This is a genomic window from Paenibacillus radicibacter (assembly GCF_024721995.1).
GTDB lineage: Bacteria > Bacillota > Bacilli > Paenibacillales > NBRC-103111 > Paenibacillus_AM > Paenibacillus_AM radicibacter.
Genome location: NZ_JANQBC010000001.1, coordinates 359,903 through 375,353, shown reverse-complemented (window position 1 = coordinate 375,353; position 15,451 = coordinate 359,903). Strand labels below are relative to the sequence as shown.

The 15,451-nt window shown below is 35.2% G+C and carries 14 protein-coding genes; all 14 read left to right on the top strand.

The window, feature by feature from the left end; translation table 11 throughout:
- Positions 1-25 precede the first annotated feature (25 nt).
- The 14 genes from NV379_RS01770 (at position 26) to NV379_RS01705 (ending at position 15,356) form a co-directional block, all read left to right on the top strand.
- A complete protein-coding gene (locus NV379_RS01770; RefSeq protein ID WP_258205543.1) occupies positions 26-250 on the top strand; it encodes a hypothetical protein in 225 nt (74 codons plus the stop codon).
- A gap of 225 nt (positions 251-475) precedes the next feature.
- Complete coding sequence (locus NV379_RS01765; protein WP_258205542.1) at positions 476-1,420, top strand: ParM/StbA family protein; 945 nt, start codon at positions 476-478, stop codon at positions 1,418-1,420.
- Complete coding sequence (locus NV379_RS01760; RefSeq protein WP_258205541.1) at positions 1,411-1,722, top strand: hypothetical protein; 312 nt, start codon at positions 1,411-1,413, stop codon at positions 1,720-1,722. The genes NV379_RS01765 and NV379_RS01760 overlap by 10 nt, the downstream gene beginning before the upstream one ends.
- A gap of 107 nt (positions 1,723-1,829) precedes the next feature.
- Positions 1,830-2,558 (top strand): nucleotidyltransferase domain-containing protein, encoded by a 729-nt coding sequence (locus tag NV379_RS01755; protein ID WP_258205540.1) that lies wholly within the window; start codon positions 1,830-1,832, stop codon positions 2,556-2,558.
- Positions 2,545-3,888, top strand: coding sequence for a CCA tRNA nucleotidyltransferase (locus NV379_RS01750; RefSeq protein ID WP_258205539.1), 1,344 nt, complete (start codon positions 2,545-2,547; stop codon positions 3,886-3,888). Before NV379_RS01755 ends, NV379_RS01750 begins: the two co-directional genes overlap by 14 nt.
- A gap of 30 nt (positions 3,889-3,918) precedes the next feature.
- Positions 3,919-4,146, top strand: coding sequence for a hypothetical protein (locus tag NV379_RS01745; RefSeq protein WP_258205538.1), 228 nt, complete (start codon positions 3,919-3,921; stop codon positions 4,144-4,146).
- A 55-nt stretch (positions 4,147-4,201) separates the two neighbouring features.
- Positions 4,202-8,161: a PHP domain-containing protein gene (locus NV379_RS01740; protein WP_258205537.1), complete on the top strand. Its 3,960-nt coding sequence runs from the start codon at positions 4,202-4,204 to the stop codon at positions 8,159-8,161.
- A gap of 24 nt (positions 8,162-8,185) precedes the next feature.
- On the top strand, positions 8,186-8,398 hold the full coding sequence (locus NV379_RS01735; RefSeq protein WP_258205536.1) for a hypothetical protein: 213 nt from the start codon (positions 8,186-8,188) through the stop codon (positions 8,396-8,398).
- Between the two features lie 28 nt (positions 8,399-8,426).
- Positions 8,427-8,648, top strand: coding sequence for a hypothetical protein (locus tag NV379_RS01730; protein WP_258205535.1), 222 nt, complete (start codon positions 8,427-8,429; stop codon positions 8,646-8,648).
- Between the two features lie 4 nt (positions 8,649-8,652).
- On the top strand, positions 8,653-9,210 hold the full coding sequence (locus tag NV379_RS01725) for a RusA family crossover junction endodeoxyribonuclease (protein WP_258205534.1): 558 nt from the start codon (positions 8,653-8,655) through the stop codon (positions 9,208-9,210).
- Between the two features lie 415 nt (positions 9,211-9,625).
- A complete protein-coding gene (locus NV379_RS01720; RefSeq protein ID WP_258205533.1) occupies positions 9,626-11,371 on the top strand; it encodes a recombinase family protein in 1,746 nt (581 codons plus the stop codon).
- Positions 11,372-11,527: 156 nt separating this feature from the next.
- Positions 11,528-12,514, top strand: coding sequence for a TadE/TadG family type IV pilus assembly protein (locus tag NV379_RS01715; protein WP_258205532.1), 987 nt, complete (start codon positions 11,528-11,530; stop codon positions 12,512-12,514).
- Between the two features lie 15 nt (positions 12,515-12,529).
- Complete coding sequence (locus NV379_RS01710; protein WP_258205531.1) at positions 12,530-14,725, top strand: TadE/TadG family type IV pilus assembly protein; 2,196 nt, start codon at positions 12,530-12,532, stop codon at positions 14,723-14,725.
- Complete coding sequence (locus NV379_RS01705; protein ID WP_258205530.1) at positions 14,718-15,356, top strand: TadE/TadG family type IV pilus assembly protein; 639 nt, start codon at positions 14,718-14,720, stop codon at positions 15,354-15,356. Before NV379_RS01710 ends, NV379_RS01705 begins: the two co-directional genes overlap by 8 nt.
- Positions 15,357-15,451: the final 95 nt, after the last annotated feature.

Sequence of the window (15,451 nt, the reverse complement as noted above, 5' to 3'; positions counted from 1 at the left end):
AATTTCATTAGGAGATGATAAAGAAATGAGCGAAATTATATGGAATGGTCTACCTAACTTTGGTGATCATATGACAATTCAAGAGTTTAGAGACAGCGTAGATACAGGAACATTCATCTCAGACGATGGTTCTGGTTGTTATGCTACCTCTACTCAAGAAAGCAGTGTATACGTGGACTTCAGTGTTAAGAAAATTGATGAGTATATCGCTGCTGGTCTATTCACGCATGTAATGTGGTACAACAGGTAATCCGATGAAAGGAATATTTCAACAGAGGAGAAAGGAATGATTACATGATAGTTAGTACAGAAAAGGAAGAACAGTACAATTAGTTTCTTTAAAAAGTAAATTAATAAAAAATATAAATATATACATAAAAATTATGTCGTGTTATAATCTCCTTATAGCAAATTGTAATACAAATCATTTCAAATGATTAACTTGTCATTAAGCAGATTACAAGGAGGTTATAACATGAAGGAAATATGTACAATTGATCTTGGTTTCAGTTGGACGAAAGGTGGATTTAAAAACAGAATCTTTAGAGAGCCTTCAATCATTGGAGAGGTGAAAGATCTATATGATGGCAATTTAAAAAGCACAGATTTTATTTACAAAGATGAACATTTCGTAGGTGGGTTAGCTTTAAGACATAGCGATCTTACATACTTTTCAATGAAAGACAATAAGACAGATATGTGGGTTACAGATGTATTACTTGAAACGGCAGTAGGTTATCTTACTAGAAAAGAACCCTGTAATGTTATAACTGGCTTGCCCATTAAGTTCTTCTTTAATCAGAAAAATGACCTTGAACAGAAAATTATGAATCTTAACGACCTTGAGACGTATAAAATAAAACATGGAAAAAGTAAAATGTATTATTGTAATCCGAAAATCATTAAAGCAAAAAGTGTGCCGCAAGGTTATGGTTTGACAATGGATTATGTATTAAATGAAGATGGCACTATTGGTAATAGGGATGTCGCAAGAAAAAAAATATTAGGTATTGATTTAGGATTCTACACTCTAAATCTTTTAGGACTTGATAAACTTGAAATAATGAAAGAATCTAAGACACTATTATTAGGTGTTGAGACTGCCTATAAATTACTACAACGCTACATACAAGATAAAATAGGGAAATCTCCAGCGCTTTATGAATTAGATGAGTATGTTATAAGTGGAACTTATGAGGGGTTCGATATAACACCTCTGATAAAAAAGGCTTTTAGAAACTTAGCGATCCAGATTCAAAATGAAATTGAAAGCTTGAATATTAACTTCGATTGCTATGTGATAGGCGGTGGTGCAGCACACTTTGTTTATGAGTATCTTAACTTGCCCAATAAAATCCTATTAGATCAACTTGCACAGATTAGGGGCTATAGAAAGATTGGTGTGCGTGTATGGAAATGATTGATGATAAGAAAAGGTATAGAAGTGTACAAGCACGTATAAGACCAACTAAAGACAGTGATTTAGAGATTGCTTTAAATATGCTTCCGAGCCATATTGATGAAAGTGATCTTGTAAGAGAAGCATTAAGATTGCTATTCTTCAACAAGAGGAATCATTATTATGAGCAGCTTAATTTTGATAGGGAGAATGTTAGACCTATAATAAACGACTACAGTGGTGATTCAACTGAACTTCAACGAGTTGAAATATCAGATGATGATCTTGAAAAAAATGTAGATTGTTTTCTAATGAATGTATAAATATTGCTGTGGACAAACAAACTGTCCACAATACATAGATATCAAATGGAAGCTTGAAGGATATCATTTAAACCTTGTGATATACTATATAATTTAACTAAAGGAGCGTGAACACAATAAAAGAATTCTGGAATAACCGATTAATCCTGAAAGTTTACTCTGGTAGCATAAGCTATGGAACAAATACTCCTGAAAGTGATATTGACACTAGAGGAATTTGCATACCGCCAGCAAGTCATTTACTTGGGCTAATGAGTTTTGAACAGCACGAAAGTACTGAAACGGACGAAACGATATATTCTTTAAAAAAATTCATCAAATTAGCCTTAGACAACAATCCAAACATTATTGATGCATTGTTTACAAGCGATGAACATGTAATATTCGCTAATGATTATGGTAAAGAGCTACACAAATTAAGAGACCATTTACTAAGCAAGAAAATATATAAGACTTACGGTGGTTATGCAATTGCACAACTAAAGAAAATGTCCGCAGTAGACAAAAACGCAGTTGGAAAGAGAGCTGAAACAATTGCTAAGTTTGGCTACGATACTAAAAATGCACTACACATGATCAGATTACTTAGAATGGGAATAGAAATACTTTCAGGTCAAGGAGTTAACGTTTATCGAAATGACCGTAACTACCTAAATGAAATAAGAAGAGGTTGTTTTACAATCGAACAGATTAAAAATGAATACGCAAGACTTAATGAATCCCTAGATGAAGCATATAATAAGTCATCCTTACCAGATGAACCTAATTTTGAAATGATTAATAATTGGTTAATAGATGTTCAAAAAAGGAGTTTAGAATGGAATGGTAACAATTAAAATACCAACGAAAGTTGAAAATTTACTTTCTCATTTAAACAGTGGTCAGTTTGAGGCATACGTTGTAGGTGGATGTGTTAGAGATTCTATTCTTGGTAGAGAGCCAAATGATTGGGATATATGCACCAATGCAACACCTGAAGAGGTTATTGCGACTTTTACAGATGAAATCTTCAAAGTAATCCCCACAGGTTTAAAGCACGGTACTTTGACAGTTGTATATGGTGATGAACATTTTGAAATCACTACATATAGAATTGACGGTGAGTACTCCGATGGTAGAAGACCTGACAAAATTAAATTCACAAATTCGATAATGGAAGATTTGAGTAGACGAGATTTTACTATTAACGCAATAGCATACAATCCATTGACTGGCATTGTTGATCCGTTTGATGGAATGAAGCATATCTCGCTTAAGAGGATTAAAGCGGTTGGAGACCCATATGAACGCTATAATGAAGATGCCTTACGAATGATGAGAGCAATTCGTTTCTCCAGCCAATTAGATTTTGAAATTGATGGTAGTACGCTATTTAAGATAAAAGACAATGCTCATTTAATAATGAAAGTGTCTCAAGAAAGAATTAGAGATGAGCTATGTAAAATATTAATTTCTAATAATCCTGAAGTTGGAATGTCACTACTTGCATTAACAGAACTATTGAAGTACATCCTCCCAGAGTTGGATGATTGTATTGGCTTCAAGCAGCATAATCCGAATCACAATATGTGTGTATTTGATCACACTCTAGCCGTTATTGAAAACACTCCAATTAATTTAAAAACAAGGCTAGCTGCAATGTTTCATGATATTGCAAAACCACGTACCTTCTCAATAGATGAGAATGGAATTGGACATTTTTACAATCATCATATGGTTGGAATGTATATGACCAAGGAAATCTTGAGTAGATTAAAATTTGATAACCAAATGATTTCAGATGTATCTGTTCTAGTTAAAGAGCACATGAGCCGACACAAAAATACTAGCAATACAGTTGCTAAGAAATTCATTAACCGTGTAGGAAAAGATAATATTAATGATCTCTTTGACCTCATGATAGCAGATACATTAGGAAGTAAGAAGCCGCATGACTATTCGGATGTCTGTCAATTAAAAGAAATGTGTGAGAGATCATTGAATGAGAAGGAACCTATGAACTTAAAGGATTTAGCTATCAATGGCGATGATTTAATACTAATAGGATTTAAACCAAATAGACAGATGGGACAGACACTTAATAATCTAATGGAAGAGGTTCTAAAAAATCCGTTGATTAATAAGAGAGATTTATTATTAGAGATGGCTAGAGGCATGATCGAATAATGCAGCTTCTTAGCTAATGGGGAGGGTTGAATGGATACATCAAAATTGTTGGATGATAATAACTCTAAGAGTAAATCAAATGCTTGGAAGAGTATGAAAGAAAAACTTCCTTCCGGTCTTCCTGCTCACTTTGTTGATCTTTTAGAATCAACATATCTCACAGGGTATGTAGCAGGAGTATTTGACGGAGAAAAGCAATTGAAGTATTTAGCTAAGATTGATCCAACTCAGTACTATAAGTGGTTAAATGAAGGGTAATGAAAGAGAGATTTTATGGGAAATAAAGAGTAAAAAATGAAAGGAGCACGAATAATTGATAAAAGGATTTATAGGATGTCATTGCCACACAGATAGATCCAATATAAGACTGTTAGATAGTATCAACAAGACAGAAGACCTCATAAAAACTGCTGTCCAACAAGGATACAAGGGAGTTGCTATAACTGATCATGAACTTTTAGCCTCTCATGTGGAAGCTTTACAGGTTGTAAAAGATATGAAAGAAAAAAAGGAAATATCAGAAGATTTCAAGTTAATTCTTGGAAATGAAATCTACCTAGTCTCATCATTAGAAGATGTGAGAGACAATTATCAAAAAGGTGGAGTGACAAAATTCCCTCATTTCATTCTTCTAGCTACTGATTCCATTGGACACAGACAATTGAGAGAACTTTCATCAATTGCTTGGGAAAACAGTTTTATGACTGGGATGATGGAGCGTGTTCCAACAGAAAAAAGAGTATTGGCTGAAATTATTAATAAAGATAGAGGACACTTAATTGCAACGTCAGCTTGTCTTGGATCTGAATTGGCAATACACACTTTAAAATTAATAGAAGCGAGAGAAACTGGCAATAAAGAAGAATTTGAGAAACAAAAGGATATTATACACACCTTTCTTACTTGGTGTATGGATTTATTTGGGAAAGACAAGTTCTTTATTGAGTTGCAACCTGCACTTAGTCGAGAGCAAATAATTTATAATAAACAGGCTGCTAAATTGGCAAAGCATTATGGGTTGAAATGTATAGTTGCCACAGATGCACATTTCTTAAGACCAGAAGATATGAAAATTCATGGAGCTTATTTAAATTCAAAGGAAGGCGACAGAGAAACAGAAAGTTTTTATGCTTCATGTTTTGTTCAAAATGAGAAGGAAATGGTTGAAAGACTTTCGGTTGATGATAATTTATCTCTTGAAGAAATTGAAGAAGCAATTAATAATACATTACTGATTGGAGCAATGGTTAAAGATTATAGCTTAGAGAAAGCTCCAACAATTCCTAAAATTGGACTGCCCGAATTTACAGTCCGACATCTCTTTAAACCTGCTTATGACAAGTATGAATACATAGAAAAAATGGCTGAATCGAATGAGGATCAAGACAGATATTTAATAAAATTGATTGAAGATGGATTCAATGATAAATTTCCAAGAAGTGTATTATCAAAAGAATATTTTCACTCAATACTTCATCGAATTAATATTGAATTAGAAGAACTTTGGAAAATTTCAGAGTCAATGAAACAGAGAATGTCTTCCTACTATGTAACTGTTAGAGAGTTAATAAATATTATCTGGGATGATTGTGGTGGAAATAGTTTAGTTGGTGGAGGAAGAGGTTCAGCGGCTGGGTTCTTAATTAATTATTTGCTTGATATAGTACAATTCAATCCGATGGACTATGACCTGCCACACTGGAGACACATACATGCTTCAAGACCAGATTTACCAGATATTGACATAGATACTGAAGCTTCTAAGCGTCCTTCTATTCTAAAGGCATTCAAAGCAAGATTCGGTGAACGTAGAGTACTTAATATTGCAACATACGGTACTGAAGGATCAAAGAGTTCAGTTTTAACCGCTTGTAGAGGGTTGAATATTGATAGTGATACAGCAGCTAATATTGCAGCACTAATTCCGTTCGAGCGTGGTTCTAACTGGTCACTGGAGGATTGTTTTGACGGAGACGAAGAAACTGGACGTAAGCCTGTAACAGAATTTATTAACGAAATATCAAAACACGATGGATTGAAAGAAATGTGTTTGAAAATTGAGGGATTAATAAATAAACGAAGTATTCATGCAGGTGGAATATACATATTCAATGAAGATTTTATAGAAAGTAATGCAATGATGAGAGCCCCAAGTGGACAGTGGACAACACAGTTTGAAATGCATGACAGTGAGAGTATGGGAAATGTAAAGTATGACCTATTAACAATTGAAGCTATGGACAAGATTCGTGAAACACTTAACCTACTACTTGAATTCAAAGATATTGAATGGCAGGGAAGTCTAAGATCAACCTATAATAAGTACATTCATCCAAACACATTAGAATTCAAAGATCCAAAAATGTGGGAAATGATTAGTAAAAATGAAGTGATTGATTTATTCCAATTCAGTACTCAGATTGGAATTGAAACAGCCAAGAAAGTTAAACCTGAAAATCTCCTTGAGACTGCTGTTGCCAATTCCCTTATGAGGCTCATGGGAGACGGAAGTGATATTCAACCAGTTGATCAATTTGTAAAGTTCAAAAACGATATATCACTCTGGTATGACGAGATGAGAGAAGCTGGATTAAATGAAGATGAGATAGTAGTTCTTGAAAAATATTTAAAACCTATTTATGGAGTTGCTGACACACAAGAAGTCGTAATGTTGATGGCAATGGATGAAAGAATTTCTGGTTTTGATGTTGCCGAAAGCAATAAATTGAGAAAGGCTATTGCGAAAAAAAGTGAGAATGCACAAAAGAAAGCAAAAGAAGACTTTTATGTAAGTGGTCGTAAAATAGGAACTTCTGAAAATCTACTTGATTACGTATGGAACGTTCAAATCAAACGACAGCTTGGATATTCATTTTCACTGTTACATACACTTGCGTACAGTATCATTGCTCTACAAGAACTCAATCTCTATTTTAAGTATGATCCTTTATATTGGAATACAGCATGTTTAACAGTTAACTCTGCAAGTGGAGAAGAAGATGTTAGTGATGTCGATGAAGAAAACGAAGATGAGGAGAAGAAGAATAAATCAACAAACTATGGTAAAGTGGCTTCAGCAATTGGTTTAATGCAGCAACATGGAATTAAGATTGGCTTGCCTGATATCAATAAAGCACATTTCGGTTTTAAGCCAGATTTTGAAGATAGGCAAATTGTATTCGGGCTAAAAGGAATTAATGGAATTGGTGATGATGTTGTTGACAAAGTAACTGCTAATCGCCCGTACACATCATTTGAAGACTTTTTTGAACGAATGCATATGACATCAATAATTAAAAAATCACAATTCATTCAACTAATCAAAGCAGGGTGTTTTGAATCGTTCGGAGATCGAATTGAGATTATGAAGAAGTATATCAATAATACATATGCTCCAAAAAGTAAGTTAACTATGCAAAACTTCAATATGATTGTTGAAAATCAGTTAATTCCAGAGGAATATAAGGAATATTCGAGACTTTATAAGTTTAGAAAGTATGTAACTAAGTCAGTTTATAAGACAAGTGAAAATAAAAAAGAAAAAATGTACTTATTAGATGATAAGTCAACAGATTTCTTTAATGAACATTTCTCAGATGATTCCATTGTTGATTATTACAAAGGAAGACCTGTTATAGCTGAAAAGCAGTTTACTAAAGAATATGATAAAAAGATGGAGGGAGTAAAGGAATGGCTTACATCTCTCGAAACGCTTGAAATTGTAAATAGCCATCTCTATCAAAAAGAATGGGAATCAAATGCTATTGGGAATGTTAGTAAATGGGAAATGGAGTCACTATCATTCTATTATACAAGTCACGAACTGGAAAATATCCATGAGAAATATAAAATCATCAATTTCAATGATCTTCCTGAAGAACCTGTTCCAGTAGGCACATATTTCTACAAAGGAAAGGATAGACCGAAGTTCGATATTGTTTGTATTGCAGGTACTGTACTAGATAAAAACAAAAATAAGCACACAGTAAGTCTTTTGACCACTGATGGTGTTGTCACAGTTAAATATTATGATGGAGCTTTTGCCAATTATAACAAACAAGTCTCGAAACCCAAGGGTGATGGGAAGAAAGAAATTGTGGAGAGAAGTTGGTTCACTCGGGGAAATAAATTGGTTGTATGTGGGTATAGAAGGGGATCACAGTTCAGACCAAACAAATACAATGATTCGGTTTTCACGCATACGACAATGCTAATCACTAATGTTTTTGAAGATGGCACAATCCATGTGAACACAGAACGGAAAAAATACTAAGCAAAAAGAGGAGAATATATAGTCATGCCTAAAAATAAGAAGTTTTATCTACACTATATAACTGCTGAAGGTGATAAAATTGTCCTTTCATTTAGAGGTCAGGAAACTTTAAATGAGCACATTAAACTAAATAAAATATTTAAAAATCAAATTATTGAAATATCGAATGTACGCCCTGAAAGTTCTAATATTGCCCCAAATAACAGTTCAATTCAAGAAGCGATCAATTACTTTTAAGCTAATGAAAATGAAAGGGGGTGATTTTTTGAATCTTGATCGATTCAATGAGAATTTTTTTTGGAATAAGTTTCCCATTAAAGATGAACCAGAGGAATTTTCAACATGTGCTAACAACAACTGTCGCAAGACTCTCTATATTGGTGATGAAGCATTAGAACACTATGGATATGTGTGCTGCAAGGAATTGGATTGTTTAATTGCAGTGTCAGGCTCAAAAGATTTTGTATGTCAAAATGACGAGGAGTGATTAGTTGAATTTAAAATTAGTTTTGCCTTTACCAGTATCCATTAACGACTTATACATTAATGAATATAAATGGAATCCAAAATCAAAAAAGCGAGAACCTACTGGGAGACGCATAATGAGCAAAGAGGGAGAGAGAGTAAAAAAAGAAATCCAACATGCAGCAACTGAACAGTTAAATGGTCAGAACTGGGAATACAATTATACTTTAGACAATTTCATATATATGGATACAAACATTTTCTTTAATCGTATGGGGCGAGACGATAATAACATATATAAGCTACTGCCAGACAGCTTAGAGAAAATTGTATATGACAATGATTCAAGAGTACTTATTAGAACGCAAATGATTTTATTTGATTCAAATAACCCAAGGGTGGAAGTTGAGTTTTCACCAGTAAAGTACATAGGAATATTTAAGACTCAGAACTTGTTGAACGATTTTGAGGATAAGTGTAGGGAATGCAAGAGATACGCCAGAAATTGCTCAATACTCAGAAAAGCTAAAGAAGGAAGAATTCAAGATGAGATAGTAGAATTTGTATGTACGAAATACAAATAAATTATATAAAATATAAAATAATATTATTCTTGTTGATTGCTAATTTACTGGAGGGGATAGTATAAATAATCCGTTTAATTATATCTGTGAATTATTCGAAATTGATACAGAGTCTTTAGATTTAACTATTTTTGAATACATAAAGAATGAATTCTATTTCTTAATTAGCTTCAATTTCCCTGATTTACGTAAACCAATGAAAGCTGCTGAGAATGATAAAGTATTTCTTAAGAGATTGTTCGAAAGGTCTGGCGGAAAATCAAATTTACTGGTTTCATTTAATTATTCACTAATTGGATTAAAGTATCTGTGCGATAATAAAGAGTTAACAACTTAAAAGCCTATATAGGCTTTTTTTATTATTTGTTTTTATGGTATAATAATAAAATATAAAAAAAGAAAGGATGTTGATTGTATGATAGCTACATTTTATGCTCGTGTGAGTACAGATTTGGATCAACAACAACAATCGATTGCGAACCAAGTTGAATATTTTAAAGAATATTTGAGATCACACAATTTTGAGCATGCCAGTGGTTGTGGGCAAATAAGTCGAAAAGATGGAAGCAACGAAGCTCTAGAAGGATATTATGTAGATGAAGGTCTTACTGCATCGAAATCTGATACGAAAAATAGAAGAGCATTTAATCAAATGATTAAAGATGCAAAAGCCGGAAAGTTCACAGCAATATTTGTCAAATCGATTTCGCGATTCTCACGATCAGTTGAAACTACAATTAAAGTGATAAAAGATTTGAAAGAACTTGGAGTAGGGGTGTATTTTGATGACATAAAAATGAATTCAATAGACGGGCAAAATGAAATGTTAATAACAATGTTTGCTTCTGTAGCACAAGAAGAATCAAGAGTTAAGTCGGAAAATATCCATTTTGGGATAATGAGAGGAATAAAAAATGAAAAATGGACTTCATCAGCACCATTTGGGTACGATAAGATTGATGGTTATCTTCAAATAAACGAAGATGAGGCTGCTGTTGTTAGAATGATCTATGAAATGTATATCAATGAAGGTCTGGGAATAAAGCTAATTGCCAAAAGATTAACAGAGTTAAAAATACCTACAAAACGAAGTTACTCAAAAAAAAATGGGTTTTCTCTAAGAAAATGGCATCATAGCACCATTAAAAATATAGTCAATAACCCTATTCATACTGGGAGAATGATGCAGAATAGAACTAGAAAAACTGATATCAACAGAGGAATTATCAAGTATAACCCAGTTGATGAATATATCGTACATAAACTTGAACGCCTTCGAATTATTGACGATAATAGCTACAAGATCTTACAAATTGAAAAAGATGAAAGAATGAAAAAGCTTGGAACATACGACCATTTGACAAGAACAAGAGAAGACGTTGATGGGATGTCCTATCAAAAAGTACGAGTTCAAGTGAAAAATAGAACTGAAAGACACAGTGCTGCACATCTATTTAGTAATATCTTTTACTGTGGTCATTGTGATGTGGCTATGAGAAGGCGCAAAAGTTACCATTTAAGAGTAAAAAATAAGAATATTAAACTTGAAACATTGCCATTCTTTTACGTCTGTGCAACTTTTGACATCTATGGTAAAGCCCAATGTAATTATAGGAACATGTCGCAAGAGCATGAGATAATAAATTGGGTAAAAGAAAGAATAAAAGAAAAGCAAAATATCGATACGAGTTTTTATATTGATGAATTGATAAATATAAACTATGATACAAGCAACAACTCAGAAGAAGTGGAAAGACTAGAAGCAGAATACAAAGAGCTAGAAACTGAAAAAACAGGTTTGATCAAAATGAAAGCTAAGGAATTAATCAGTGAGGGCGAATTTAAAAGTGAGTATAAGAAGATAATGGATGAAATTGAATTGAAAACAAAAGAATTAAATAAGGAACAGCAAATTTTTAAGGAAATCGACAGACTAAAAGAAGAGTATTACGACTACATGGAAGCACTGAAGAGTTTCGATTTTGATAATATAACTAATCGCTCATTAAAGAAAATTATAAAAAAAATCAAAATTGTAACCGATAATAGTGATGGTCGGAAAAATAAACTATTCTATATTGAATGGAAATTCTTGAATATGAATCAGACATCTATTGCTTATGAAAGTGTTAAAAAGTTCTTTAATGAATATCAAGGTTAGGAAAATTTTTTGAATAATATAAAACCTATTTAGTTTGTAATGCAAGTGGATTGTAGCATGGTTTAATAGCTTGATTACTGATGCGGACAAGGATTTAAGCACGAATACAGATACTAAAGCGAAATGTCCGGAAGGCAGTAAAGTTACTTGCTAGACATGAGGAATATTCCTCTAAAGTTATCCCGGTTCGTTCGCTGTGAAAAAGGCAGCTATACACTCGAGACCACACTGTTGTTTCCATTTATTCTTATCGCTACGCTTGTAATCATCTTCATGGTCCTCTATGTCTATCAGAATGTCTTCATGTACAGCACGGCGAGCATGTCTGCTGAACGAGCTTCATTCGCATGGGGGAACTCACACAAGATCGTCAAGACGGGTGAGCTGCAGGTTTACAAGAATGATGGATTATATTGGCGGATCGGTGACTTCTTCTCAGGTGGATTCGGATTGTTCGGCAGTTCGGCAGGTGAAGTAGCCATTCCATCGTCAGGTGCGAAATCTAGTGGAATTGTTACGAAGAAATTGTCGCGTACAGCCGCAGATGTACCAACTGGGATGGCAGGAAATGTTAAATATGTGAATCATGGATTGACAAGTTATGTGGAAGTTCAACTAAATAAGCCGTTTCGTTTCCCGTTTGATGGTACTAAACAAGCGGGAGCTATGGCTTCTTCTTATGTGACAGATCCAACTGAATTTATACGAATCATTGATTTAACGCGAAGTTATATCGGCACGATTAAAGATCGGATTAAACCGAATAAGGCGAATGCGGTATTTAAAGAACGTGGGGTTCAGGCAGATGGGAAGGAGCTTAGATTTGCTAGTGAGAAAGATGCAGCAAGCTATATTGGAAATTTAGTGGGAAGTACGGAGACTAATCGCAGAATAGAACTCACAACTTCTGATCATAGAAAACGAATGGTAGATGCATTTGATAAAGATAACATTGCGCATCAAGTTTACTACACGACACCTGAAAGTCAGATTCGAAGTGACCAGTTTCCGAAAGATGTAGATTTATTAAAAACAGGTAAGGTGAGTGGGGTTGTCTATTATTTTTTTAAGACAGGCAATGTCCCTTCACCTGGGTTTCGAGCAGAGTTAGAGCGTGAGGGTATAAGAGTGGTTATTTATTAATGGAGGGGGAATCCCTTGAAGAAACGTTTCTTTAAAGCACAAGATGGGGCGGTGACCTTATATCTCGTATTCATTATCGTTCCGATTATTATGCTAATTGTGACGATGATTGATTATAGCCGTACGAAAGCGGCGGAGATGGAAAGTGAAAAAGCTATAAAAGCTGGCGTTCGTTCGGTGTTGTCTGCCTTTGACCCAAAGCTACATAAATGGGGATTGTATGGTGTCGGGATGAACGACGCTGATGCAAGCAAAATGTACACGGATGTTGTGACCCAAAATTTATCTGGGGCTGATCATACGAAGTCTTATCGCTACCTCAATTTATTGAATGTAGTAGAAAAGAGTAAGCTCGAGATGACTCGTACATTAGGCGAGCATGCTGTGTTTAAGCAGCAGGTCTTAGAGGAGATGAAGTATCGCGCTCCGATCTCTTTTACATTAGAAATTGTAGACAAAATGATTGCGACAGGTGCTTCTAATACGATGACGGATAGTTCAACGTTCGCGAAGAATGCGGAACATGTTCAGAAAATAATCGATAAACGAGAAAACTTGTTAGATGAAGCATGGGACGAAATCGAGAAGATGAACAAGTTTACGAACCAAATTCATCGTAAGTATGAGGATGGAATCCGTGAATTAGAAGAGTTATCAAGTAAGATTGGTTCGAATACTGAAGCGATGTTAAATGCGCAATTAAGCGCATTGCTAGCGTATAAAGAAGAAGGTAAAGAGCTAGATGATGGTACAAAAGCTGAAATAGCACGAATACGAGAAATCCTTGGGTGGATAAGAGATTTTAATGATAAAATATCAAATTTGAATAAAGATGCTCATTCCAATCTCAAAGATTTAATGGACTCCCAGAAAAAGATTGATGAACTTGTTAAGAAAGCCAGCGATGAAAATCGTATTTTGAGTGAAGAAATTGAGAAATTAAAAGCTGCTCCTGGAAGTACAACGACAGGTAGCAACACGAATGCTACCGCAAGCAAGGGTTCGATGGAAGTGAACAGCGTGTTTGATCATGTGAAAATTCGAGACGATGAATATTTCAATAAGATTAAGTCTGGGGTTGCACAGGTTCCGACTGCTTTCGCTGAATTCCAAACTGCTCTGGGAAGCATCCAGTTACATGGTGGTTCAAACTATAACGCTGCTCTATCAGCTAACAATGTGTATAGGGACAAAATGAACAAGTTCTACAATGCTCAATCTGTCATCGAAAAGCAGAGAAAAGACGAGAATGCAGAAAAAGAGAATCAAAAGAATGCAAATCGAAAAAAAATTAAGGACGTTCTGAAGCAGGTTGATAAAGTTACAGATGTATGCGAGGTTAGCGGATTACCTTCTTACGAAAAACTCGAGGGTATGCCATTTAGCAAAGATACGGGCTTGTATGGGAAGTACCTTCAACTAAACTCGGGAGCAGCTGCGGTAACGCAGGTATCTAGTGAACTCAAGGACCCTGATGATACGACTAAACAATCCATGGATTTCATGGGTGCCATTAGCAAGGCTATAGAAGGTGCGCGTGATAAATTACTTATTAATGAATTTGCATTGACGAAGTATAATTATCGAACTTTCGGTACAGAGAAAAATGCAGCCAAACAGATCAAGAAAGTCGCAACATTAAGTGAACCTGACAAACACAAGCTTCTTAAACAAGAAGCGGAATACTTGTTATACGGGTTCGGTTCGTGTGAGATTAATGTGGGAGCAGCGTATTCGGAAATGTTCGCTCTGCGCTTTGCCATTCGGACGACGGAAGCCTTACTTGACCCGAAGAATAAACCATTAGCATTAGGATCACCTTGGCTTGTCTTGCTCGCTGCAGCTGCAGAAGGTGTGTATAAAGCACATCAAGACATGGAGGAGTTATTAAAAGGGGAAGCAGTTGAAATATCCGAAAAGCTATCGGGCAGATTTCTCACGTTCCACTACAGTGACTATCTCCGATTGTTCTTCTTGATTCATTCGAAAGACATCAACTTAATGGCTCGAATGCAGGCACTAATTGAACTCAATACATCTGTTGATCTATCGAAAACGCCAACTTATGTAAGAGGTTCTACTAGTGTGAAATCGTCATTATGGTTTGTTCCTGGATTAACGAAAGCTATCGGGCTAGGCAGTGGATCAGTCTGTAAGATTGAAGGTCGATCTTGTGAAATTACGAAGACGGCGGAATTAGCTTATGAATAAGTGGAGAAATTTCTTGTACAAGCAATCGGGTGGTATCACGCTCGAAGCAGCGGTCGTACTACCCATATTTATTTGCTGTTTGCTTGCGCTTATTACGATGGTTCGATTAGCTTCTGTTGATATGGCGCTGCAAGCGGCTGCATCAGAGACGACCAAGGTTGTTGCCACACACATGTACCCGGTTGATTTATTAGTGAATGAGGCGATGAACCAATTGCATATTAATACGATCTTAGAGAATGCCAACATCGCTAAAGAAAAGCTCACACAAGCAGAAGAGTTCGTGGATGATTATGCGGCATATATTCCTGCACCTATCATCTCTCTAATTAAGTTGCAAAAAGAAGCCCGAGATGCAGCGGCTGATCGGGTGGGCGAAGAGTACGATAAATTCATGGAAAATGTAATCAATCCAGCGATGAAACCCGTTGTGTGGTTGTTTGCAGATCAGAATATGCTTCATAATGAACGTTTATTTGTTAAGGGAGTGAATCTGCCAAGCCTTATCGATCGGAATAAAGCGTTTCTGGGGATCGAACTTGAGTATCATTTTCCAATCCATCTCCCATTCTTTAAACGAGAAATTATTATTCGCAAAAAAGCGTACGAGCGCATCTGGGTGGGTGCGTAATTTCGCTTAAGCCTTTAATCAAGCTGGGATCGTATATCCGTGCTCGTTCTTAGGATCAACAGAGGTCCTATTCTTGGAAAGTGGGAGGTTGCGAG